This is a genomic window from Bradyrhizobium sp. 186 (assembly GCF_023101685.1).
In the GTDB taxonomy this organism is placed as follows: Bacteria; Pseudomonadota; Alphaproteobacteria; order Rhizobiales; family Xanthobacteraceae; genus Bradyrhizobium.
The window spans coordinates 9,699,916-9,719,534 of the sequence record NZ_CP082164.1 but is presented as its reverse complement, the minus strand read 5'-3'; the positions used below and the strand labels follow the sequence as shown (position 1 = coordinate 9,719,534).

Genomic DNA, 19,619 nt, shown 5'->3' with positions numbered 1-19,619 from the left:
GGCGTCATTTAAAAGCATGGCTCAGGCAAAATCGTCAGGAGAATGCCGCCCCCGCGGGCGGCCGCAAATGCGCAGCGACGAGGAGACGAAGCAGATCGTCTTCGATGCCGCACGGCATGCCTTTGCCGTTGACGGCTATGCCGCGACCAGCACCGAGGAGCTGGCGCGCCGCGCCGGCATCTCCACCAAAACATTGTATCGGCTGTTTCCCGCCAAGGCCGCGTTGTTTGAAGCCATGTGTGCGGATCGGCTCGACCGGTTGCTATCTGACATCGATCTCAAAGCGAACGATCACGTCGATATAGAAACAGGCCTGCGCGCTGCGCTGCTCGCCTGTGCCGATCTCGCGCTCGATCCGGAGGTCGTGGCGTTGCAGCGCATGGTGCTGCAGGAATCGGCTGCGTTCCCCGAACTCGCCGCGAATTTCTATAGGAACGGCATTTCCCGCACCGCGACGGCGCTCGCGCGCTGGCTCCGGGTCCAGGTGAAGAAGAAGCTCATCGCGATCGATGACGTCGACGAGGCCGCAGGCATGCTGATCGGCATGGTCGCATCGGCGCCGCAGCGCGCGGCGATCTACGGCGGCCTAGCTTTGCCGTCGCGCAAGGATCTCGAGCGTCGCACACGAACCTGCGCGGCCCTGTTCCTGGACGGCTGTCGCACCACGACGACCTGACGGCCTCTTTGACAATCCTCTCCGCTTGAGGTATCTATTTCGCATGCGAAATAAAGCGGCGGCGGCAAGGCACCATCGGCTGATCTATCTCTTGAACGTCGCACAACGGCGGTTGCAGCGCTGGATGGCGGCCCAGCCGGAGAACGATGTGACGCCGGCGCAGGCGGGGCTGTTGTTTATCCTCGGCAAGCAGGACGGCATTCTGATGGGCGAGGCGGGCACTGCGCTCGATCTCGGTCCGGCCGGTATTTCGGGCCTCGTCGACCGCACGGCGGCGGCAAAGCTGGTCGAGCGGTGGGCCGACCGCGAAGACGGGCGCGCCTGGCGCATCTGGCTGACGCCGAAGGGCCGCACCGCGCTGGCGCAGGCGAAGGCTGGCGCGGGTGAGGTCAATGCGATGCTGACAGAAGGATTTACCAGCGCGGAGATCGACATCGTCGCGCGCTGGCTGACGAGCGTTCAGGACAAGTTTCCGAGAGATCCAGAGGAATAAGAGGAGCAGACCAATGACCGAGCATGTCCGGATCGAGAACAACGGTGGAATTCTCACTCTCACGCTGGCGCGCCCCGACAAGAAGAATGCGCTGACGGACGCGATGTACGGCAAGCTCGCCGATACCATCGAGTCCGCCGAATTTGATCCGTCCGCCCGGGTGCTGCTGATCCGCGGCGAAGGTGACATGTTCACCGCCGGCAATGATGTCGGCGAGTTCGCGGCAGTCGCAGCCGGAAAGTCAGAGGGCAGCCGCAATGTCGTGCGCTTTATCCAGGCGCTGGCGCGCTGCACCCGGCCGCTGGTTGCCGCCGTGCAGGGCCGCGCCGTCGGCGTCGGCACCACGATGCTCTTGCACTGCGATCTCGTCGTGCTTGCCGACAATGCGCAATTGTCGACGCCGTTCGTCAGCCTCGCGCTGGTGCCGGAGGCCGCCTCCAGCCTCTTGATGCCGGCGCGCATCGGCCACGCCCGTGCCTACGAGATGTTCGCGCTGGGCGAGACCGTGCCGGCCAAGGCCGCCCTGGAATGGGGGCTTGCCAACCGGGTGGTACCGCTCGACAAGCTCGATGCCGAGGCGCTCGCTCTCGCCCAGCGTCTTGCCCGCCAGCCGGCCGGCGCGCTCACCGCCACCAAGCGGCTGATGCGCAATGGCGAGGCTTTGGTCGCGCAGATGAATGCGGAAGGCGAACAATTCGCGCAGCGCCTGCGCACGGCCGAGGCGCGCGAGGCGTTCACAGCGTTTGCGGAACGCCGTCCGCCCGATTTCACGAAGGTTGCGTAATAAGGTGCGAGCCGTCTAAATGGAAAGGCCGCGGAAGCGGGCCAATTCGACTAAAACTTAACGGAACATTGGCATGTCGCGATGCAAGGTGGCCGCTCGTGAAGAGTAGGCCCCCGACCCATGGCAATGTTTAAGAAATCGGTAAGCACGCTGCTGCTGGCGTTGATGGCCCTGCTGGCCACTGGTGTGCTGGCCAGCACGGCGATCCAGATGGTCGGGGCCTTCGGCCGCCATCGCGACAGCCTCGAGACCGAGCGGCTTGCCGCCGCCGACAAGGCGATCTTCCAGGGCGTGCTGTCACTGCGCAACAATCGCGGCGACGCCCAAAGCGCGCTGCTCGGCGAGGACGATCCGCGCGCAAAGCTGGGTGAGGCCGAAAAGGCCGAGCAGGCCGGCTATGAAGCCGTCGCGGCCGCGCTCACCACCATCGACTTCGCCCGCCGTGACGAGCTCGCGGGCATGCTGAAGCAGCGCTGGAACGAAGCCGCGCCCCAGTTCCAGCTGTTCTACGATGAGGCCAAGCACCCGCGTGCCGAGCGCAAGATGGAGCGCACCGGCGCCTGGTACGACGCCGTCACCAAGGTCATCGACACGGCGAACCTTGCCTCTACGGCGGTGTCGAACCGCGCCTGGATGAACGATCCTTTCATCGCCCGCATGATTCAGGCTCGCCGCCTCGCCTGGCAGGTTCGCGACCGCTACGGCATCCAGTGCTCGACGCTGCGCCCGAACATCAACACCAGCAAGCCGCTCGACGAGACCCAGAAGCAGACTATCGCGAGCTGGAACGGCATCGTCACCGCGGGCTGGACTGGCATGGACGAAGTGCTGGCCGCGCCTGACGTGGCCGCAGAGATGGTCACCGCGGCGAAGGACGCGCGGGCCAAGACCGACGGCGTGCTCAAGCAGATCGGAGAGCTCACGAAGAATTTTGACGGCAGCGGCCGCCCGGCCATGCCAGCGGCAGAGTGGAACATGCTGTGCCAGTCGCCTTTCGCCCTCATCGTCGCGGTCGCGACCAAGGCGCTGGATCAGTCGATCGCGCGTGCCGAGGCCGTGCAGGCCAAGGCGCTCACCAACCTCATCGTGCAGTCGCTTGCGTTTCTGCTGGCGCTGGCCGTGACCCTGGCCGGCGTGTACGTGGTGCGCAATCGCCTCATGCGCCCGGTTCGCGCTATCCTGGATGCCATCGCACGCATCGGCGCGCGCGATTACGCCACGCCGGTGCCGCAGTCGAAATATCCCGACGAGTTCGGCACCATGGCCGCCGCGCTCGAGAGCCTGCGCGAGAGCGCGGCGACCGCCGAACGTCTGGGCCAGGAACGCGAATCGCAGCAGGCCTTGCAGCTCGCCCGCTCCGGCACCGTCGATGCGGCGTGCCGCAGTTTCGACGACACCGTGCAGGCCGTCATCCACAGCGTCGCGGCGTCGGCGAGGGAACTCGATGCGACAGCGACCGATGTGCGCTCGCTGGTTTCGGAATCGAGCAGCCAGACCGCGGCGGTCTCCTCGTCCGCCGAGCAGGCCACCAACAATCTCGAGACCATCGCGGCCGCGACCGAGGAGCTTTCTGCCTCCGTCGGCGAGATCTCCGCGCAGGTGCAGGCCAGCGCGCGCGAGGCGCGCGAAGCCGTGGCGCAGGCCGAGCAGACCAACGCAACGGTCGAGATTCTCGACCAGACGGCGAGCCGAATCGGCGAGGTCGTGAAGATGATCAATGCGATCGCCGGTCAGACCAACCTGCTGGCGCTGAACGCCACCATCGAAGCCGCGCGCGCCGGCGAAGCCGGCCGCGGCTTTGCCGTGGTTGCCGGCGAGGTCAAGAACCTCGCCGCACAGACCGCAAACGCAACCGAAGAGATATCGCGCCAGGTCGGGGAGATCCAGGGGGCGACGGGCCAGGCCGTCGCCGCCATCCGCTTGATCGGCGGCGCCATCGGCGGCATCGACGAGAAGATGACGGCGATTGCGGCGGCCGTCGAGGAGCAGCGCGCGGCCACCACTGAAATCTCGCGCAACTTCCAGCAGGCCGCGCAGGGAACCCGCGAGGTCACCGACACCATCGGCAGCGTCGCCAAGCTCAATCAGGAGACCGGCAACGCCGGCACGGTGCTGTCGGAGTCCGTGAAGAAGATGTCGGCCGACGCCGACCGTCTCCGCGTCGCGGTCGAAGGCTTCCTGGGCGCGGTGAAGACCGCATAACCTTAAAATCTCTCCATCTCAACGTCGCGCAAACAGCATTGCCGCCGGTCCGCGCGACGAGTACATCTGTGACGCCGCGCCGTGCGAGCGCCGCAGACGTAAGAGAGAATCAGGGATGGAGAGTTCGATGCCGGTCACGCCACAAACCAAGGTCCAGCGCCCCTATCGTGGCGTGTTCCCGGTCGTGCCCACCATCTTCGACGAGCGCGGCGAACTCGATCTTGACGGCCAGCGCCGCTGCGTCGATTTCATGATCGATGCCGGCTCGCACGGCCTCTGCATTCTCGCTAATTTCTCCGAGCAGTTCGTGCTCACCGATGCCGAGCGCGACACCGTGATGCATGCCGTGCTGGAGCATGTCGCGGGCCGGCTTCCCGTGATCGTCACCACCACCCATTTCAGCTCGGCGGTCTGCGCCGCGCGCAGCAAGCAGGCGGAAGCGGCGGGTGCAGCGATGGTGATGGTCATGCCGCCCTATCACGGTGCGACTTTCCGGGTGCCCGAGAAAGGCATCGTCGAATTCTTCCGCGTGCTTTCGGACGCGATCGATATTCCCATCATGATCCAGGATGCGCCGGTGGCGGGCACGCCGCTGTCGGTCGAGCTGCTCGCGCGGCTGTCGCGCGACTTCTCCAACATCCGTTATTTCAAGATCGAGGTACCTGGCGCAGCCGCAAAGCTGAGGAGCCTGATTGAGACGGGCGGCAAGGACATCGAGGGCCCCTGGGACGGCGAGGAAGCGATTACGCTCTTGGCCGATCTCGATGCCGGCGCGACCGGTGCGATGACCGGCGGTGGCTATCCCGATGGCATCCGCCAGATCATCGATCCCTATTTCGCCGGCAAGCGCGAGGAGGCGAAAGCCGCCTACGAGCGCTGGTTGCCGCTGATCAACTACGAGAACCGGCAATGCGGCCTGATCGCCTGCAAGGTCATGATGCAGGCCGGCGGCGTGATCAAGTCGGACGCCGTGCGTCATCCGCTTCAGCCGCTGCATCCTGCGACGCGGGCAGGGTTGCTGGAGTTGGCGAAGGAGCGCGATGCGCTGGCGCTGCGGTGGGGGAAGTAGGGCGGCATTCACTCGGTTGTCGCCAGATATCTCGGCGGTCCCCGCCTTCCCGGGGGCGACGCCGAGTGTGAGGTGCGCGCCCTAGCCTGATCCCGCCGTTTTCCATTTGGCTGAAGGCGTCGAATTGGCGCGGTTCGGGCGGTTTCCCGCAGGCCGGCGATGACGTATTGTACGCTCGCCAACCAGGCCCGCGGAGCATCTCAAGACATCGCGTAACAGCTCTTCATTATGCCGCTATCCCGAGCTAGGTTGGAGCGAACCGACGAAACAGGGAGGCAGTGCCATGACGATGAGGCCGGATCCCACCTTTCACGCATCGCCCAAGCTTGCGATGGAAGCACCTGCGGAGAACTTTGCCTACACGTTGCTGCTCAGTCCAGATTTCTCAAAACCGGATGCTCTCGCGGTCATCGACGTCAAGCCGGGATCGCCGACCTACAGCCAAATCGTCCACACCGTGACGATGCCCAACAAGGGCGACGAGTTTCATCACTTCGGCTGGAATGCCTGCTCCTCCGCCTTGTCGCCGCTCGCCGGACATGCCTTCATCGAGCGGCGCTATCTCATCATCCCCGGGCTGCGCTCGTCGCGGATTTACATCATCGATACCAAGCCAGATCCGACCAAAGCCAAAATCCACAAGATCATCGAGCCCGAGGAAGTCTTCAAAAAGACCGGCTACTCGCGGCCGCATACCATCCATTGCGGGCCGGACGGCATCTATGTGAGCACGCTGGGCGGCGGCGGCAAAGACGGCACCAACGGGCCTCCAGGCGTCTTCATCATGGATTGCGAGACGTTCGAGGTCCTTGGACGATGGGAGATCGACCGCGGTCCGCAGACGCTGCACTATGATTTCTGGTGGAACCTGCCGCGCGACTACATGGTGACGAGCGAATGGGCGTTGCCGCCGCAATTCGAGAGCGGGATCGTCCCGGAAGATCTGCTGGCGAACAAATATGGCCATCGTCTCCACTTCTGGGATCTCCGCGCCCGTCGCAACGTGCAGACCATCGACCTCGGTGCCAATCATCAGATGGCGCTGGAGGTGCGGCCCGCGCACGATCCGGTTCGCGAATACGGCTTCGTAGGCGTTGTGGTCGACACCACGAATCTCGAAGCATCGATCTGGACCTGGTGGCGCGAAGGCGGAAAATTCCATGCGGAGAAGACGGCGACGATCCCGCCCGAGCCCGCGCCTAAGGAGAAGCTCCCGCCGCTGCTCCAGGGCTTTGGCGCCGTGCCGCCGCTGGTGACCGACATCGACCTGTCGATCGATGACCGGTTTCTCTATGTCTCGTGCTGGGGCACGGGTGAAATGCGCCAGTACGATGTGAGCGATCCGCGAAAGCCGAAGCTTGCGGGCTCGGTTCACATCGGCGGCATCGCGCGCCGCACCCCCCATCCGAACGGCAAGGCATTTGCGGCCGGTCCCCAGATGGTCGAAGTCAGCCGCGATGGCAGCCGCGTATACTGGACCAATTCGCTCTATTCCACCTGGGATGACCAGTTCTATCCCGACGGGGTTCCGGGTGTGGAAGTTATGGCCAATGTCGGTCGCAACGGCGGCCTCAAGCTCGACAAGGACTACTTCGTGAGCTTCCCCGACGGATATCGTGCGCACCAGATCAGGCTGGAGGGCGGCGATTGTTCGACGGACTCCTTTTGCTACCCGTCGGCCTAGATTGGGGGCATGCGAGCCGGGCGCTTGGCTGGCTGTGGCTCGCTCTTGTTGCGAGCGGTCTCTATCACGGGGTCAATCCCGGAATGGGATGGCCGCTCGCCGTTTCGGCCGGGCTCATGGACAAGAGCCCGCGCGCGCTCTTCCGCGCGTTGGGGGCTCTGGCGGCCGGCCATCTCCTGGCAACACTTCTCGTGCTCCTGCCATTCGCGTTCCTGCTCGTGCTGGCCGAGTGGCAGCGTTCGATCCAGCTCGGCGCGAGCCTTCTCGTCATCGCCTTCGGCGTCTATCGGCTGATCGAGCGGCGGCATCCGCGTACGCTGGCACGAATTCCGCCAACGCAATTGGCGCTCTGGTCATTTGCCGTTGCCATTGCTCACGGCGCCGCCTTGATGCTCGTGCCGATCTATCTTGGGCTCTGCCAGGCCTTCGAACTCGATGCCGGCCATGAGGCTGCCGGCGTGCTGATGAAGGCAAGTCTCGGGATGGCGGTGCTGGTGTCTTTGGTGCACGTTGCCGCCATGATCAGCGCCGGCGGATGTCTGGCGTGGCTGGTCTATCGCTATCTGGGATTGAGGTTCGTCTCGCGAAGCTGGTTCAATCTGGATATAATCTGGGCGATCAGCCTCATTCTGGTTGGCGTCGTAGCGCTCGTCTTCAATCTCGCGAGCTGGCAGTAAAGCCTACCGCGTCAAAGCCCACTCGCCGATGATGTGGAAGCGAGCCTCGGTGTCATCCTGCTTGAACAGCACGATGCGATCGATCGTCAGCGTATCAAGCCCGAGCACCGCAAGCCTTCCCCGCAGCATCTCCAGAATCGGCCCGCGCCGTTCCGAATCCAGCCGGCCGGTGAGTGTCATGTGGAAGCGGAATTCTTCCATCGCATAGGGGTAACCCCAGCGATCGAGATAGTCGCGCTGCCGTTCGCTGAGCTTCCCGGGCTTCCTCCGGGCGCGCTCCTCCGCGGTCAAGGCCTCACGGAAGCCATCGAAATCGCGAACGCAATCAGCGGCGAGTTGCTGGAGCGCGTCGACCGGCTCTGCTGGAACGACGGCAATGAAGCCGCTGATGGAATCGACGATCGGGCGGATGACAGGAATCGGCCGCGTCTTGTCGGCAAATGTCGCGCAGGCCGCCATAAGTTCGGCCTCGGTTCTGCCGGGTGCGAGCGCCATCGGCGCTTTCAGTGTGGCATGGAAACCGTATTTGCGCGGGTCGGCGCTGATGTCGTGCCAGTCCGCCGCTGCGACGAGCGCTTCGTCCGGAAATGGCAACTCGCTCGCGGCGCGGGCATCGTAGCCGAGCAGCTCGGCGCCGAAGCGGGAGAGGGCGCTGTCGGCGCCGGCGGCAAAATAGATCGCGTAGCGGGGAAAACCTGTCATTGCCTGAAGATAACCGGTTTAAGCCGCAATGACAGGCTCGCGCGACATCGCCACCGTGATGCCGAGCAGCCGCGTCGCATCAGTCAGATGCGCGAGCTTTCCGGCGGCGATCACCGCGATGAGTCGCGGCCGCAGCGGCACGCTGTCGTCGACCAGGAGAATGTCGGCGCGGCGTCCTTCCGCGACGACGCCACGATCGGCAAGGCCGGTTGCGAGCGCGGGCCCGGCGGAGACCAGGTTCCAGGCCTCCGTCAGCGGCAGCACGCCGTCGGCGGCGAGGCGGAATGCCGCGAGCAGCGGCGCAGGATAGTAATAGTCCGATGCCAGCACCGAGCAGAGGCCCTTGGCGATCATGTCGGATGCCCTGGTCCAGCCGGTGTGGCTGCCGCCGCGAACGACGTTCGGCGCACCGTAGACGACGGCATCGCCGGCGGCCACGGCATCCCGTGCCGTCTCCTCGTTGACGGGAAACTCGGCAATCCTCGCGCCCATGGCGCGAAACGCCTGGCGCATCGCCGGCGTCGCATCGTCATGCGAGAGCATCTGCACTTCGGCCGCACGGGCCGCAGCGGCCAGTCGCGCTACTGAGGCCGGCACTTCACCGGCGCGCGAAAGCACGCGTTCGACAAGTCTGTCAAACTCCTCGCTGGAAAGTCCGGTGCGCTCCACCATGCGGTTACGCTTGCGCGGCTTCGCCATGTCGGCAACCGTGCCGTCCATGTGGTCGTTGAAGGCGAACACATCGACGCGGCCTTCGGCGAGCCACTGGCCGATCTCCTCTTCGGCGTCGAGATTGTAGGTCTCGTGCCGCAGATGGAAGCGGGTGTCGGCGGCGAATTGCGGACGCTGGCGCTCGATCGCTTCCATCAGGCACCGGGCATTGTCGGCGCTGCGCAGGCCCGGCTCCCACGAACAGGTCGTGGCGTGGAACACCGTCGTGATGCCGTTGCTGATCGCCTGGCGATCGCTGTCGGCAAGCGCGACGTCGATCGGGAAGTCGACGCCGGCGCGTGGCATCATCTGCCGCTCGAAGGAATCGCCGTGCAGATCGACGATGCCGGGAAGGACCAGCAGGTTGCGCGCATCGATCGCGAGCCGTGCGCGGCCGCGCGATGCATCGACCTGCGCAATGTCCGTTCCGGACACGGCAAGTGAAGTTTCAACAAGCTCCGAGCCGATCAGCGCCCGGCCACCCTCAAGAAAAATATCTGTCACGCGACCGCGTTTCGTTTGCTGGCAAGAGAACCAGTAAGAGAACCAGTGAGAGAATTCGCCCGTGCTTCGTATGTCGAGAGAAAATCTTCAATCCCGAGCTTGCGGAAATCGGGCAGTGCCTCACGCAATTTGTCGTGATCCCAATCCCACCAGGCCAGCCTGGCGAGCCGTCCGGCGATTTCTTCCGAGAACCGCCGCCGCACGATGCGCGCGGGATTGCCGGCGACGATGCTGTAGGCCGGCACGTCCTTGGTGACGATGGCACCGGCGGCGATGACCGCGCCGGTGCCGATGTTGCGGCCCGGCAGCACGATCGCGCCGTGGCCGATCCAGACGTCATGGCCGATATGGACGTAATGCTGGCGCCGCCAGTCGAAGAATTCTGTATCGTCGCTCTCGCCGGGAAAGTAGGCGCTCGAGCGATAGGTGAAATGCGCCTGGGTAGCGCGGTCCATCGGATGATTGCCGGGATTGATGCGGGTCATTGCCGCGATCGAGCAGAATTTTCCGATGGTGGTGTAGGTGATCTGCGCGTCGTTCACGACATAGGAGTAATCGCCCATCGTCACTTCATGCAGGATCGTGCGCGCGCCGACCTCGGTATAGGCGCCGAGCCTGGTCTCGAGCAGCTTCGCCGAGGGGTCGATGGTCGGTTGGACCGAGAGCGCCTTGGCGGCCATGTTGCATCCGAAAGATCGAGGGCGGGGCCTCGTCTTCGAGCGGCTTGATGACATTGTCATGACGAAGCAATGACAGGGGATGAGGTGTGTAGGATCGCCGCACCGCAGCGCGCGTGTCACACAAGTGTCAAGCGCCGGCGTTAGCGGTGGGTCCCAGCTACTCTGGAGTCCTGCATGCTGGTGGTGGAAGGTCTGACGTGCCGCTTCGGCGCAAAAGCCGCGGTGGACGATGCCTCATTTAAAGTTGCCCCCGGCGGCTTCGTCGGTGTGATCGGACGCTCCGGCGCCGGCAAGTCGACCCTGCTGCGGACCATCAACCGCCTCGCGACGCCGACACAGGGCCGCATCCTGTTCGATGGCATCGACGTCACCGCGCTGCGCGGCAAGGAGCTGCGGCAGTGGCGCGCGCGATCGGCGATGATTTTTCAGCAATTCAACCTGGTCGGCCGGCTCGACGTGCTCACCAACGTCCTGATGGGGCGTCTCGCGACGATGCCGGCCTGGCGTTCGCTCACACAGACCTGGCCCGAGGCTGACATGGCGCTGGCGATGTCGGCGCTCGAGCAGTTCGATATCGCCTCGCTCGCAGCCCAGCGCGCCGACCAGCTCTCCGGTGGCCAGCAGCAGCGCGTCGCGATCGCCCGCGCCCTGGTGCAGCAGCCCGATATCATCCTTGCCGACGAGCCGATCGCTTCGCTCGACCCGCGCAATACCAAGATCGTGATGGATGCGCTGCTGCGCATCAACAAGCACTTCGGCATCACCGTGCTCTGCAATTTGCATTCGCTCGATCTGGCGCGCAGCTATTGCGACCGCCTGATCGGCATGGCCGCGGGCCGCGTGGTATTCGACGGCGCGCCGTCCGCGCTCACCGATCATGTTGCGCGCGAACTCTACGACCTTGAAGCCGCCGACGTCATGGGCGGCACGCCGGTGCCGGCGCCCGAGGGTATTCCGGCGCTTGGAACGGCGGCCGCCGCCTGAGCGCGCCGCACCTGTAGTTGCCAATTTTTGCGTCAACCGACCCAACCGATGAAGAGGGTATCATGATCACTCGCAGACTCATTCTTGCCGGCGCCGCCGCGCTCGCGTTCACGACTTCAGCCTCCGCCGAGGACTGGAAAGCCAAATATCCCGAACTGACCTTCGCGGTCATTCCGGCGGAAAACGCCTCGGGCGTTACCGAGCGCTGGGCGCCGTTCATGAGCTATCTCTCCAAGGAATTGGGCGTGAAGGTCACGCTGCGCATCGCCAACGACTACGCTGCTGTGATCGAAGGCCAGCGCGCCGGCAACATTCATATCGCGAGCTATGGCTCGGCGTCGTTCGCCCGCGCCCGCCTGACCAGCGTCAAGACCGACGCCTTCGCCAACGACATCAACGCCGACGGCTCGACCGGTTATTACTCGGTGTTCTTCGTCAAGGCGAGCAGCCCCTACAAGAGCGTCGATCAGCTGAAGGGCAAGAACCTCGGCCTCGTCGACCCGAACTCGACCTCGGGCAACAACGTGCCGCGCTTCGAGCTCGACAAGATGGGCATCGCGGACGCCGACACCTATTTCAGCAAGGTCGTCTTCACCGGCAGCCATGAGAACGCGATCCTGGCGCTGGCGCAGGGCACGGTCGACGTCGCCGCCAACCAGTGGACCAGCGATGACGATTCCACGCTGGCGCAGATGCTGACCAAGAACATGTTGAAGAATGCCGACGGCTCGGCGATGAAGAAGGACGATTTCCGCATCATCCACAAGTCGGCGCCGATCATCAACGGCCCCTATGCCTACAATTCCGATCTGCCGGAAGAGGCCAAGGCCGCGATCGCGAAGGCGTTCTTCGACGCGCCGGCCAAGGACAAGGCGGCCTTCGATCGTCTCCAAGACGGCCAGAAGAAGGGTTTTCATCCCGCTACCACCAAGGATTGGGATGGCACGATCGAGCTGATCAAGTTCGTCGATGCACTGCGTAAGAAGAAGGCGTCCTGAATTTCGGGACGACGCACTGGAGCCGGGTCGATGGACCCGGCTCTTTCTCTTTGACCGACCACTTTTCCTGACCAGATGACCGTCGCGGTTTCGATCCTCCCCGAGCAGCAGCTCGCCGTGCTCAACGCCGCCTATCGCCAGGCGGTCGCGCGCAAGCGGCTCCGACTCCTGTTGGGAGTCGTGATCTTCGCCGCTGCACTCCTTCTTGCCGCGATCGGCGCAGAAGTGAATTTGCGCACGCTGTTCGCCTATTTCGGCAACTTCATCAGCTATTTCGACCGCATCCTTACGCTCGACAACGGTCAGCGCGTCTGGACCGATGTCGGCGAATGGCTGTGGGGCTGGCGCAAATGGCTGAAGATGCTGGGCGAGACCCTGTTGATCAGCTACGTCGGCACGCTGATCGGAGCGACCTTCGCCTTTGTTCTGAACTTCTTCGCGGCCGAGAACACTTCGCCCGCGCCCTGGCTGCGCTTCGTGGTGCAGCGCCTGCTCGAATTCGCCCGCACCGTCCCCGGCATCGTCTTCGCGCTGATCTTCGTCATCGCCTTCGGGCTCGGCCCGATGGCCGGCGTGCTGGCGATCGCGATCCATTGCACCGGCGCGCTCGGAAAACTGTTCTCGGAGATCGTCGAGAATGCCGACATGAAGCCGGTCGAGGGTATCCGTTCGACCGGCGCGAGCTGGCTCGCCTGCATGCGCTTCGCCATCCTGCCGCAGGTGACCGCAGGTTACGCCAGTTACGCGCTGCTGCGCTTCGAGATCAACGTCCGCGAAGCCTCCGTGATGGGTTTTGTCGGCGCTGGCGGCATCGGCCAGGAGCTCGTCGTCGCCATCCGCAAATTCTACTATTCGGACGTCAGCGCGATCCTGCTCACCATCATCGTCACGGTCTTCATCATTGACATCACCACCGGCTGGCTGCGCGGCCGCCTGTTCGGCAAGGAGGCTCGGACGTGACGAGGCCGCAGGAGGTCGACACCGCGCAGGTTCGCGCGCGCTATCCTGATGTGTTCGGCCGGCCGGCCTCGGCGCGGCTCGCAATGCCGGCGATGATCGTCGCGGCATTCGCGATCCTGGTGTACGGCTTGGTTGACCTCGAGTTCTCGCCGCAGCGCTTCCTCGCCGGCCTCGGCGAGCTCGGCTGGATCAGCATGATGATGATCCCGCCGGATCCCGGCTCGTCACTGCCAATCTATCTGAAGGCGCTGGGCGAGACCCTCTCGATCGCGCTGCTCGGCACGACGCTGGCCGCGCTGTTCGCGCTCCCGGTCAGCCTGCTTGCTGCCCGCAACGTGGTGCCGTCGAAGATCCTGCGCTTCCCGGTCCGGCGCTTCCTCGATTCGATCCGCGGCATCGACACGCTGATCTGGGCGCTGGTGTGGATCAACGTGGTCGGGCTCGGACCGTTCGCCGGCGTGCTCGCCATCGCCGTGTCGGATTTCGGTGCCTTCGGCAAGCTGTTCTCCGAGGCAATCGAGGGCGCCGACCAGAAACAGGTCGAGGGCATCCGCGCATCCGGCGGCAGCGCGCTGCACGAGATCCGCTTCGGTCTGCTGCCGCAGGTGCTGCCGGTGATTGCCGGCCAGGTGCTCTATTTCATCGAATCGAACACGCGCTCGGCCACCATCATCGGCATTGTCGGCGCCGGCGGCATCGGGCTCCAGCTTGCCGAGCAGATCCGCGTGTTGGAATGGCAGAGAGTGTCGTTCCTGATCCTGATGATTCTGGTCGCGGTCGCGGCGATCGACTTCATCTCGGGGAAGCTCCGTTTCGCCATCATCGGCCGGCGGGCGGTGGCGTAGCTCAGGAGCGAGTCGCGACTCTCTTCCTTCTCCCCTTGTGGGAGAAGGTGGCGCGAAGCACCGGATGAGGGGTCTCTGTCCGCGAACTCAAACAGGCGTTGGCGCTCGCGGAGAGAGACCCCTCACCCGGATCGCATCTCCGATGCGATCCGACCTCTCCCACAAGGGGAGAGGTGCACCGACTGCGTGGCCGCACGCTCACCCGTTCTCCACCAGAAACTCCACCCGCTCCGCGGCGAAGCGCGAGTGCTTGATCACCAGCGGCTTGCCTTCGAGATCGAGGTCGGTTGCGTCGACCACCAGGATCGGCCGGCCGAGCAGGAGATCGAGCCGGGCGGCATCGGTCGCGTCCACGATGCCGGCCGTGATGCGGGTTGCGCCTCGGCGGTAGTCGCGGACGCCGTAATGCTCGAGCAACTTCGTCATGGAGCGCGTCGTCGCGAATACAGCCCCCGCGCCCGGAAACAGTTCTGCTGACAGCCAGGTGGTGGAGACGCAGATCGGCGTGCGGTCGGCGAGGCGAATGGCCTCGATCCGGACCAGCGGTGCGCCGACCTTCAGGCCAAGCTCCCGCGCGAGCTCGCGGGTCGCGACGTCTTCGGAGGCCTCGATCAACTGGCCGCGCGGCTCGCGGCCGCCGGCGCCGACGATCTCGGAGAAGCGGGTACGCGAGCGCAGCGGGTAAGCGAGACGTTGGGCCTCGACATAGGTTCCGCTGCCGCGCTCGGCGCGCACCAGGCCGCGCTCGGCAAGCGCGGCCAGCGCGCGCCGCACCGTGTGGCGGTTCACGCGATAGGTTTCGGCGATCTCCATTTCGCCCGGCAACTTTTCGCCGGCGGCAAAGCGGCCGTCAGCGATGCCGCGCTCGATGCCGTCGGCAACCAGGCGCCACAGCGCGACGCCCGAAGAGGCAATGTCTTGCATGCTCATATCGCTGGTCAGCCTAGCCCGGAAATCACGCCTCTGTCACGAAACAGTCATGGCATTCTCGTATCAAGTTGTCTATTATCATAGACAACTTGAATTCGACAAGTTCGGTGGATTCGGTGACGCAGAACAACAACCAGCAAGCCCAGCGCAAGGCCTCAATGGCCGTGCTGGCGCACGCGGAGGCGGGCGAGATCGCCGCTCGCCTCCGCACTCTCTCTTTGCCCGACCATCAGGATCTGCGCGAGCCGGAAAATGGCCTCGTCATGCTGCGCGGTCGCGTCGGCGGCGACGGCGCGCCGTTCAATCTGGGCGAAGCAACGGTGTCGCGGGCCGCGGTGCGGCTTGCGAGCGGCGAGGTCGGCTTCGGCTACGCGCTCGGGCGCAACAGTGAGAAGGCGCGGCTGATCGCATTATGCGATGCACTGGTGCAGTCGCGGGATTTTAGCGTGGCCGTCGAGCGGGACGTTATCGCGCCGTTGCGCGAGCAGCTTAGGATGCGACGCAAGCAGGCGGCGGCCGAGACCGCCGCGACGAAGGTTGATTTTTACACCATGGTGCGCGGTGAGGGGTGAGGCCATGACCACGATTGCGGAACTGCCGCCGGGTTTCGTCGACAAGGTCTTGTCGGCGCAATCGACTTTTCGCTCGGTCATGGATGCGATGGCGCGACCGGGCTCGGTCCAGCGCATCGTGCCGATGGCGGGAGCGCCCGGACCGATGATGCGCGGCACGGCCGCGATTGCGCTGACGCTGTTCGATCACGATACGCCGCTCTGGCTCGACGCGCCGATGTCGGAAAGCTCCGACGTCGTGAAATGGCTAAAATTCCATACCGGCGCGCCGGTCATCCAGGATTCCTCGATCGCGAGCTTTGCGTTGATCAGCGACGGCGCCGCGCTGCCGGGGTTCGAGCGCCTCGCGCTCGGCACCAACGAATATCCGGACCGTTCGACCACCTTGATCCTCCAGGTTGACAGCCTGGACGCCGGGCGCAGCTTCGAGCTGCGTGGCCCGGGCATCGACGGCGCCGCAACGCTCCATGCGACGATCGGGCCGGCGGATCTGTTCGAACGGCTGCGCATCAACGAGGCGCTGTTTCCGCGCGGCATCGACGTGGTGCTGGTCGCCGATGATGCCGTGGTTGCGATCCCGCGTACCGCGCGTGTCGCGAACAAGGGAAGCTAGTCACATGTATGTCGCGGTCAAAGGCGGCGAACGCGCCATCGAGAACGCTCATCGCCTGCTCGCCAATGCGCGGCGCGGTGACCCGAGTGTGCCTGAAGTCACGCTCGACCAGATCTCGGAACAGCTTGGCCTGGCCGTAGACCGCGTCATGAGCGAAGGCTCGCTCTATGACCGCGAACTCGCGGCGCTCGCGATCAAGCAGGCGCGGGGCGACCTGATCGAGGCGATCTTCCTGGTCCGCGCGTTCCGCGCCACGCTGCCGCGCTTTGGCACGAGCGAGCCGGTCGACACCGGCGCGATGCGGGTGCAGCGGCGGGTGTCGTCGACCTTCAAGGACATTCCCGGCGGCCAGATTCTCGGGCCGACCTTTGACTATACGCACCGCCTGCTCGATCCGACGCTCGCTGAGGGATTTGTGCCCGAGGAGCCTGCGACGGCCGAAGCTTCGACGGCGCCGACGCCGCGCGTGACCGATATTTTGGGCCGTGACGGGTTGATCGAATCCTCGCCGCGCGCCGAAGAAGGCGCCAGTGTCGGCGATCTCACGCGTGAGCCGCTAAACTTCCCGGCGGACCGCGACCTGCGCTTGCAGAATCTCGCGCGCGGTGACGAAGGATTTCTGCTGGCGATGGGCTATTCCACCCAGCGCGGCTACGGCCGCAACCACCCCTTCGCCGGCGAGATCCGCTTCGGCGAGGTCGCGGTCGAATTCTTCGCCGAGGATGTCGGCTTCGCCGTGCCGCTCGGCTCGATCGAACTCACCGAGTGCCAGATGGTCAACCAGTTCAAGGGCTCAGTGACGGAAGCGCCGTGCTTCACCCGCGGCTATGGCCTCGCCTTCGGCCAGAGCGAGCGCAAGACAATGTCGATGGCGCTGGTGGATCGTGCGCTACGCGCCCGTGAATTGGGTGAAGAGGCCGTCGCGCCGGCGCAGGATGAGGAATTCGTGATGTCGCATTCGGACAACGTCCAGGCGACCGGCTTCGTCGAGCATCTGAAGCTGCCGCATTATGTCGACTTCCAGTCCGAGCTTGGTCTTTTGCGCAAGCTGCGCCAGGAATTTGCTGAAGGGGTTGCCCAGGCCAATGCCGCAGAGCCCATGAAGGAGGCCGCGGAATGAACGCGCCGGCCTACAATTTTGCCTATCTCGACGAACAGACCAAGCGGATGATCCGCCGCGCGATCCTGAAGGCGATCGCGATCCCCGGCTATCAGGTGCCGTTCGCCAGCCGCGAAATGCCGATGCCCTATGGTTGGGGCACCGGCGGCGTGCAGGTCACGGCCGCGATCCTTGGGCCCCAAGACGTGCTGAAGGTGATCGATCAGGGTTCTGACGACACGACGAATGCGATCTCGATCCGCAAATTCTTCGCCAAGACCGCCGGCGTCGCCACGACGACGGCGACGGAAGATGCAACGGTGATCCAGACCCGGCACCGCATCCCGGAGACGGCGCTGCACGAGAACCAGGTGCTGGTCTATCAGGTGCCGATCCCGGAACCGCTGCGCTTCCTCGAGCCGCGCGAGACCGAAACGCGGCGCATGCATGCGCTCGCCGAATACGGCCTGATGCATGTGAAGCTTTATGAGGACATTGCCCGCTTCGGCCACATCGCGACAGCCTATGCCTATCCGGTGAAGGTGAACGCGCGCTATGTGATGGATCCGTCGCCGACGCCGAAGTTCGACAATCCCAAGATGGATAATTGCCCGGCGCTGCAATTGTTCGGCGCGGGACGCGAGAAGCGCATCTATGCGATTCCGCCTTATACCCAGGTCGTATCGCTCGATTTCGAGGATCACCCGTTCGAGCCCTATCGCTTCAACGCGCCCTGTGCGCTGTGCGGCGCGGAAAATTCCTATCTCGACGAGATCGTGACCGACGACAAGGGCGGTCGCATGTTCGTCTGCTCGGACACCGACTATTGCGAGGGCCGCCAGGCCGCCGGCCATCACGGCAGCCTCAGCGCCGCGCCGTACAAGGAGAGGGCGCAGGGGGAATCAAATGGCTGATCGAGACATGCTCGAGCCAAACATGCTCGAAAATGACGAGCCGCTGCTCGTCGCCGAATCCCTCAGCAAGTCCTACGGCCGCATCGCTGCGTGCCGCGACGTGTCATTCTCGCTTTATCCCGGCGAGGTGCTGGCGATCGTCGGTGAATCCGGGTCGGGCAAGTCGACGCTGCTCCAGCTCCTGTCGGGCCAACTCGCGGCCAGCGGCGGGCATGTGTCCTACCGGATGCGCGACGGCGTCACGCGCGACCTCGCCACGCTCGGCGAGGCCGAGCGGCGCTTCCTGTTCCGCACCGATTGGGGTTTTGTGCACCAGGATCCCGCGCAGGGGCTGCGCATGGCGGTCTCGGCCGGTGCCAATGTCGGCGAGCGGCTGATGGCGGTGGGTTGGAACCACTATGGCCGCATCCGTGACACCGCGTCCGACTGGCTCACGCGCGTCGAGATCGACATCGCGCGCATCGACGATCCGCCGCGCACTTATTCCGGCGGCATGCGCCAGCGTCTCCAGATCGCGCGCAACCTCGTCACGGAGCCGCGGCTGGTGTTCATGGATGAGCCCACTGGCGGTCTTGACGTGTCTGTCCAGGCGCGCCTGCTCGACCTCCTGCGCAATCTCGTCGCCGAGCTGCATCTCGCCGTCGTCATCGTCACCCACGATCTCGCGGTCGCGCGACTGCTGTCGCATCGCGTGATGGTGATGAAGGGCGGCCGCGTCATCGAGACCGGTCTCACCGACCAGGTGCTCGACGATCCCCGCGAGCCCTACACCCAACTCCTCGTCTCCTCGATTCTGCCGCCATGAGCCCTCCGATGACTGCCATGATCGACATCGCCGATGCCAAAAAGACCTTCACGATGCACCTGCAAGGCGGCATCGAATTGCCGGTGGTGCGCGGCGTCACCTTCCACGTCGACCCCGGCGAATGTGTCGTGCTGTCCGGCCCGTCCGGCGCGGGCAAGTCGTCGATCCTGAAGATGATCTTCGGCAACTACCGCTGCGACTCCGGTCGCATCGGCATCCGTCATCGCGGCGCGCTGATCGATCTCGCCACCGCCGAACCGCGGCAGGTCATCAACGTCCGCCGTTCGACCATCGGCTATGTCAGCCAGTTCTTGCGCGCAGTCCCGCGCGTGGCCACGATCGACGTCGTCGCCGAGCCGCTGATCGCTGGCGGCACGAGCCGAACTGATGCGCAGGCGCGCGCGGGCAGCCTGCTGCATCGCCTCAACATTCCCGAGCGGCTCTGGCAGCTACCGCCCGCGACCTTCTCCGGCGGCGAGCAGCAGCGCGTCAACATCGCGCGCGGTTTCATCTCGGACCTGCCGATCCTGATCCTCGACGAGCCGACTGCTTCGCTCGACGCCGCTAACCGCGCTGTCGTGGTCGAGCTGATCGGCGAGAAGAAGCGCCAGGGCGTTGCCATGGTCGCGATCGTCCATGACGACGAGATTCGCCATCTGATTGCCGACCGTATCGTCGACGTCACCAGCTTTGCCGCCGCGGCCTGAAGGAAAATGA

At 64.8% G+C, this 19,619-nt stretch carries 21 protein-coding genes; 17 read left to right on the top strand and 4 right to left on the bottom strand.

The window, feature by feature from the left end:
• Window positions 1-67 precede the first annotated feature (67 nt).
• The 7 genes from IVB18_RS46465 (at window position 68) to IVB18_RS46435 (ending at window position 7,585) form a co-directional block, all read left to right on the top strand.
• A complete protein-coding gene (locus IVB18_RS46465; protein ID WP_346732602.1) occupies window positions 68-676 on the top strand; it encodes a TetR/AcrR family transcriptional regulator in 609 nt (202 codons plus the stop codon).
• Window positions 677-719: 43 nt separating this feature from the next.
• Window positions 720-1,169, top strand: a complete 450-nt coding sequence (locus IVB18_RS46460; RefSeq protein WP_247986742.1) for a MarR family winged helix-turn-helix transcriptional regulator — start codon at window positions 720-722, stop codon at window positions 1,167-1,169.
• A gap of 13 nt (window positions 1,170-1,182) precedes the next feature.
• Window positions 1,183-1,953, top strand: a complete 771-nt coding sequence (locus tag IVB18_RS46455) for an enoyl-CoA hydratase (protein WP_247986741.1) — start codon at window positions 1,183-1,185, stop codon at window positions 1,951-1,953.
• 120 nt (window positions 1,954-2,073) lie between these two features.
• A complete protein-coding gene (locus IVB18_RS46450; protein WP_247986740.1) occupies window positions 2,074-4,155 on the top strand; it encodes a methyl-accepting chemotaxis protein in 2,082 nt (693 codons plus the stop codon).
• Between the two features lie 127 nt (window positions 4,156-4,282).
• Window positions 4,283-5,224, top strand: coding sequence for a dihydrodipicolinate synthase family protein (locus IVB18_RS46445; protein WP_247986739.1), 942 nt, complete (start codon window positions 4,283-4,285; stop codon window positions 5,222-5,224).
• Between the two features lie 283 nt (window positions 5,225-5,507).
• Complete coding sequence (locus tag IVB18_RS46440; RefSeq protein WP_247986738.1) at window positions 5,508-6,908, top strand: selenium-binding family protein; 1,401 nt, start codon at window positions 5,508-5,510, stop codon at window positions 6,906-6,908.
• 83 nt (window positions 6,909-6,991) lie between these two features.
• Window positions 6,992-7,585, top strand: coding sequence for a hypothetical protein (locus IVB18_RS46435; RefSeq protein WP_247991892.1), 594 nt, complete (start codon window positions 6,992-6,994; stop codon window positions 7,583-7,585).
• Window positions 7,586-7,588: 3 nt separating this feature from the next.
• Here IVB18_RS46435 and IVB18_RS46430 read toward each other — a convergent pair whose 3' ends face one another.
• The 3 genes from IVB18_RS46430 to IVB18_RS46420 are packed head-to-tail and all read right to left on the bottom strand — an operon-like array spanning window position 7,589 to window position 10,182.
• Window positions 7,589-8,287, bottom strand: a complete 699-nt coding sequence (locus IVB18_RS46430; RefSeq protein ID WP_247986737.1) for a DUF1045 domain-containing protein — start codon at window positions 8,285-8,287, stop codon at window positions 7,589-7,591.
• Window positions 8,288-8,305: 18 nt separating this feature from the next.
• Window positions 8,306-9,502 carry an alpha-D-ribose 1-methylphosphonate 5-triphosphate diphosphatase gene (locus IVB18_RS46425; RefSeq protein ID WP_247986736.1) on the bottom strand — a complete coding sequence of 399 codons (1,197 nt, stop codon included), beginning with the start codon at window positions 9,500-9,502 and terminating at the stop codon, window positions 8,306-8,308.
• Window positions 9,499-10,182: a chloramphenicol acetyltransferase gene (locus IVB18_RS46420; RefSeq protein ID WP_247986735.1), complete on the bottom strand. Its 684-nt coding sequence runs from the start codon at window positions 10,180-10,182 to the stop codon at window positions 9,499-9,501. Before IVB18_RS46420 ends, IVB18_RS46425 begins: the two co-directional genes overlap by 4 nt.
• Before the next feature lie 174 nt (window positions 10,183-10,356).
• Between IVB18_RS46420 and phnC the strand changes: the two genes are divergently transcribed.
• From phnC to phnE (IVB18_RS46400), 4 genes are all read left to right on the top strand, one after another.
• On the top strand, window positions 10,357-11,166 hold the full coding sequence (gene phnC / locus IVB18_RS46415) for a phosphonate ABC transporter ATP-binding protein (RefSeq protein ID WP_247986734.1): 810 nt from the start codon (window positions 10,357-10,359) through the stop codon (window positions 11,164-11,166).
• Between the two features lie 62 nt (window positions 11,167-11,228).
• Window positions 11,229-12,164 (top strand): phosphonate ABC transporter substrate-binding protein, encoded by a 936-nt coding sequence (phnD, locus tag IVB18_RS46410; RefSeq protein WP_247986733.1) that lies wholly within the window; start codon window positions 11,229-11,231, stop codon window positions 12,162-12,164.
• 75 nt (window positions 12,165-12,239) lie between these two features.
• Window positions 12,240-13,124: a phosphonate ABC transporter, permease protein PhnE gene (gene phnE / locus IVB18_RS46405; protein ID WP_247986732.1), complete on the top strand. Its 885-nt coding sequence runs from the start codon at window positions 12,240-12,242 to the stop codon at window positions 13,122-13,124.
• Window positions 13,121-13,969: a phosphonate ABC transporter, permease protein PhnE gene (gene phnE, locus IVB18_RS46400; RefSeq protein WP_247986731.1), complete on the top strand. Its 849-nt coding sequence runs from the start codon at window positions 13,121-13,123 to the stop codon at window positions 13,967-13,969. Before phnE (IVB18_RS46405) ends, phnE (IVB18_RS46400) begins: the two co-directional genes overlap by 4 nt.
• Before the next feature lie 198 nt (window positions 13,970-14,167).
• On the opposite strand, the gene phnF is transcribed toward phnE (IVB18_RS46400), so the two are convergent.
• The gene (gene phnF / locus IVB18_RS46395) at window positions 14,168-14,899 is read right to left on the bottom strand and encodes a phosphonate metabolism transcriptional regulator PhnF (protein ID WP_247986730.1); all 732 of its coding nucleotides are present in this window, start codon (window positions 14,897-14,899) and stop codon (window positions 14,168-14,170) included.
• 107 nt (window positions 14,900-15,006) lie between these two features.
• Between phnF and phnG the strand changes: the two genes are divergently transcribed.
• Genes phnG through phnL form a run of 6 tightly spaced genes read left to right on the top strand, consistent with a single transcriptional unit; the run spans window position 15,007 to window position 19,609 of the window.
• Window positions 15,007-15,471 (top strand): phosphonate C-P lyase system protein PhnG, encoded by a 465-nt coding sequence (phnG, locus tag IVB18_RS46390; RefSeq protein WP_247986729.1) that lies wholly within the window; start codon window positions 15,007-15,009, stop codon window positions 15,469-15,471.
• Window positions 15,472-15,475: 4 nt separating this feature from the next.
• Window positions 15,476-16,084, top strand: coding sequence for a phosphonate C-P lyase system protein PhnH (phnH, locus tag IVB18_RS46385; RefSeq protein WP_247986728.1), 609 nt, complete (start codon window positions 15,476-15,478; stop codon window positions 16,082-16,084).
• Window positions 16,085-16,088: 4 nt separating this feature from the next.
• A complete protein-coding gene (locus tag IVB18_RS46380) occupies window positions 16,089-17,204 on the top strand; it encodes a carbon-phosphorus lyase complex subunit PhnI (RefSeq protein WP_247986727.1) in 1,116 nt (371 codons plus the stop codon).
• The gene (locus IVB18_RS46375) at window positions 17,201-18,097 is read left to right on the top strand and encodes an alpha-D-ribose 1-methylphosphonate 5-phosphate C-P-lyase PhnJ (protein ID WP_247986726.1); all 897 of its coding nucleotides are present in this window, start codon (window positions 17,201-17,203) and stop codon (window positions 18,095-18,097) included. The genes IVB18_RS46380 and IVB18_RS46375 overlap by 4 nt, the downstream gene beginning before the upstream one ends.
• On the top strand, window positions 18,090-18,902 hold the full coding sequence (phnK, locus tag IVB18_RS46370) for a phosphonate C-P lyase system protein PhnK (RefSeq protein WP_247986725.1): 813 nt from the start codon (window positions 18,090-18,092) through the stop codon (window positions 18,900-18,902). Before IVB18_RS46375 ends, phnK begins: the two co-directional genes overlap by 8 nt.
• Before the next feature lie 8 nt (window positions 18,903-18,910).
• Window positions 18,911-19,609 carry a phosphonate C-P lyase system protein PhnL gene (gene phnL, locus IVB18_RS46365; protein WP_247986724.1) on the top strand — a complete coding sequence of 233 codons (699 nt, stop codon included), beginning with the start codon at window positions 18,911-18,913 and terminating at the stop codon, window positions 19,607-19,609.
• The last annotated feature ends 10 nt before the right edge of the window (window positions 19,610-19,619 follow it).

Coding starts and splice junctions, on each gene's coding strand:
- phnE (WP_247986732.1), top strand. CDS start 12,240: ATGACCGTCGCGGTTTCGATCCTCCCCGAGCAGCAGCTCGCCGTGCTC.
- IVB18_RS46455 (WP_247986741.1), top strand. CDS start 1,183: ATGACCGAGCATGTCCGGATCGAGAACAACGGTGGAATTCTCACTCTC.
- IVB18_RS46420 (WP_247986735.1), bottom strand. CDS start 10,182: ATGGCCGCCAAGGCGCTCTCGGTCCAACCGACCATCGACCCCTCGGCG.
- IVB18_RS46435 (WP_247991892.1), top strand. CDS start 6,992: ATGGGATGGCCGCTCGCCGTTTCGGCCGGGCTCATGGACAAGAGCCCG.
- IVB18_RS46445 (WP_247986739.1), top strand. CDS start 4,283: ATGCCGGTCACGCCACAAACCAAGGTCCAGCGCCCCTATCGTGGCGTG.
- phnH (WP_247986728.1), top strand. CDS start 15,476: ATGACCACGATTGCGGAACTGCCGCCGGGTTTCGTCGACAAGGTCTTG.
- IVB18_RS46375 (WP_247986726.1), top strand. CDS start 17,201: ATGAACGCGCCGGCCTACAATTTTGCCTATCTCGACGAACAGACCAAG.
- phnL (WP_247986724.1), top strand. CDS start 18,911: ATGACTGCCATGATCGACATCGCCGATGCCAAAAAGACCTTCACGATG.
- IVB18_RS46440 (WP_247986738.1), top strand. CDS start 5,508: ATGACGATGAGGCCGGATCCCACCTTTCACGCATCGCCCAAGCTTGCG.
- IVB18_RS46380 (WP_247986727.1), top strand. CDS start 16,089: ATGTATGTCGCGGTCAAAGGCGGCGAACGCGCCATCGAGAACGCTCAT.
- phnK (WP_247986725.1), top strand. CDS start 18,090: ATGGCTGATCGAGACATGCTCGAGCCAAACATGCTCGAAAATGACGAG.
- phnD (WP_247986733.1), top strand. CDS start 11,229: ATGATCACTCGCAGACTCATTCTTGCCGGCGCCGCCGCGCTCGCGTTC.
- IVB18_RS46465 (WP_346732602.1), top strand. CDS start 68: ATGCGCAGCGACGAGGAGACGAAGCAGATCGTCTTCGATGCCGCACGG.
- phnC (WP_247986734.1), top strand. CDS start 10,357: ATGCTGGTGGTGGAAGGTCTGACGTGCCGCTTCGGCGCAAAAGCCGCG.
- IVB18_RS46450 (WP_247986740.1), top strand. CDS start 2,074: ATGGCAATGTTTAAGAAATCGGTAAGCACGCTGCTGCTGGCGTTGATG.
- phnF (WP_247986730.1), bottom strand. CDS start 14,899: ATGAGCATGCAAGACATTGCCTCTTCGGGCGTCGCGCTGTGGCGCCTG.
- IVB18_RS46430 (WP_247986737.1), bottom strand. CDS start 8,287: ATGACAGGTTTTCCCCGCTACGCGATCTATTTTGCCGCCGGCGCCGAC.
- IVB18_RS46460 (WP_247986742.1), top strand. CDS start 720: ATGCGAAATAAAGCGGCGGCGGCAAGGCACCATCGGCTGATCTATCTC.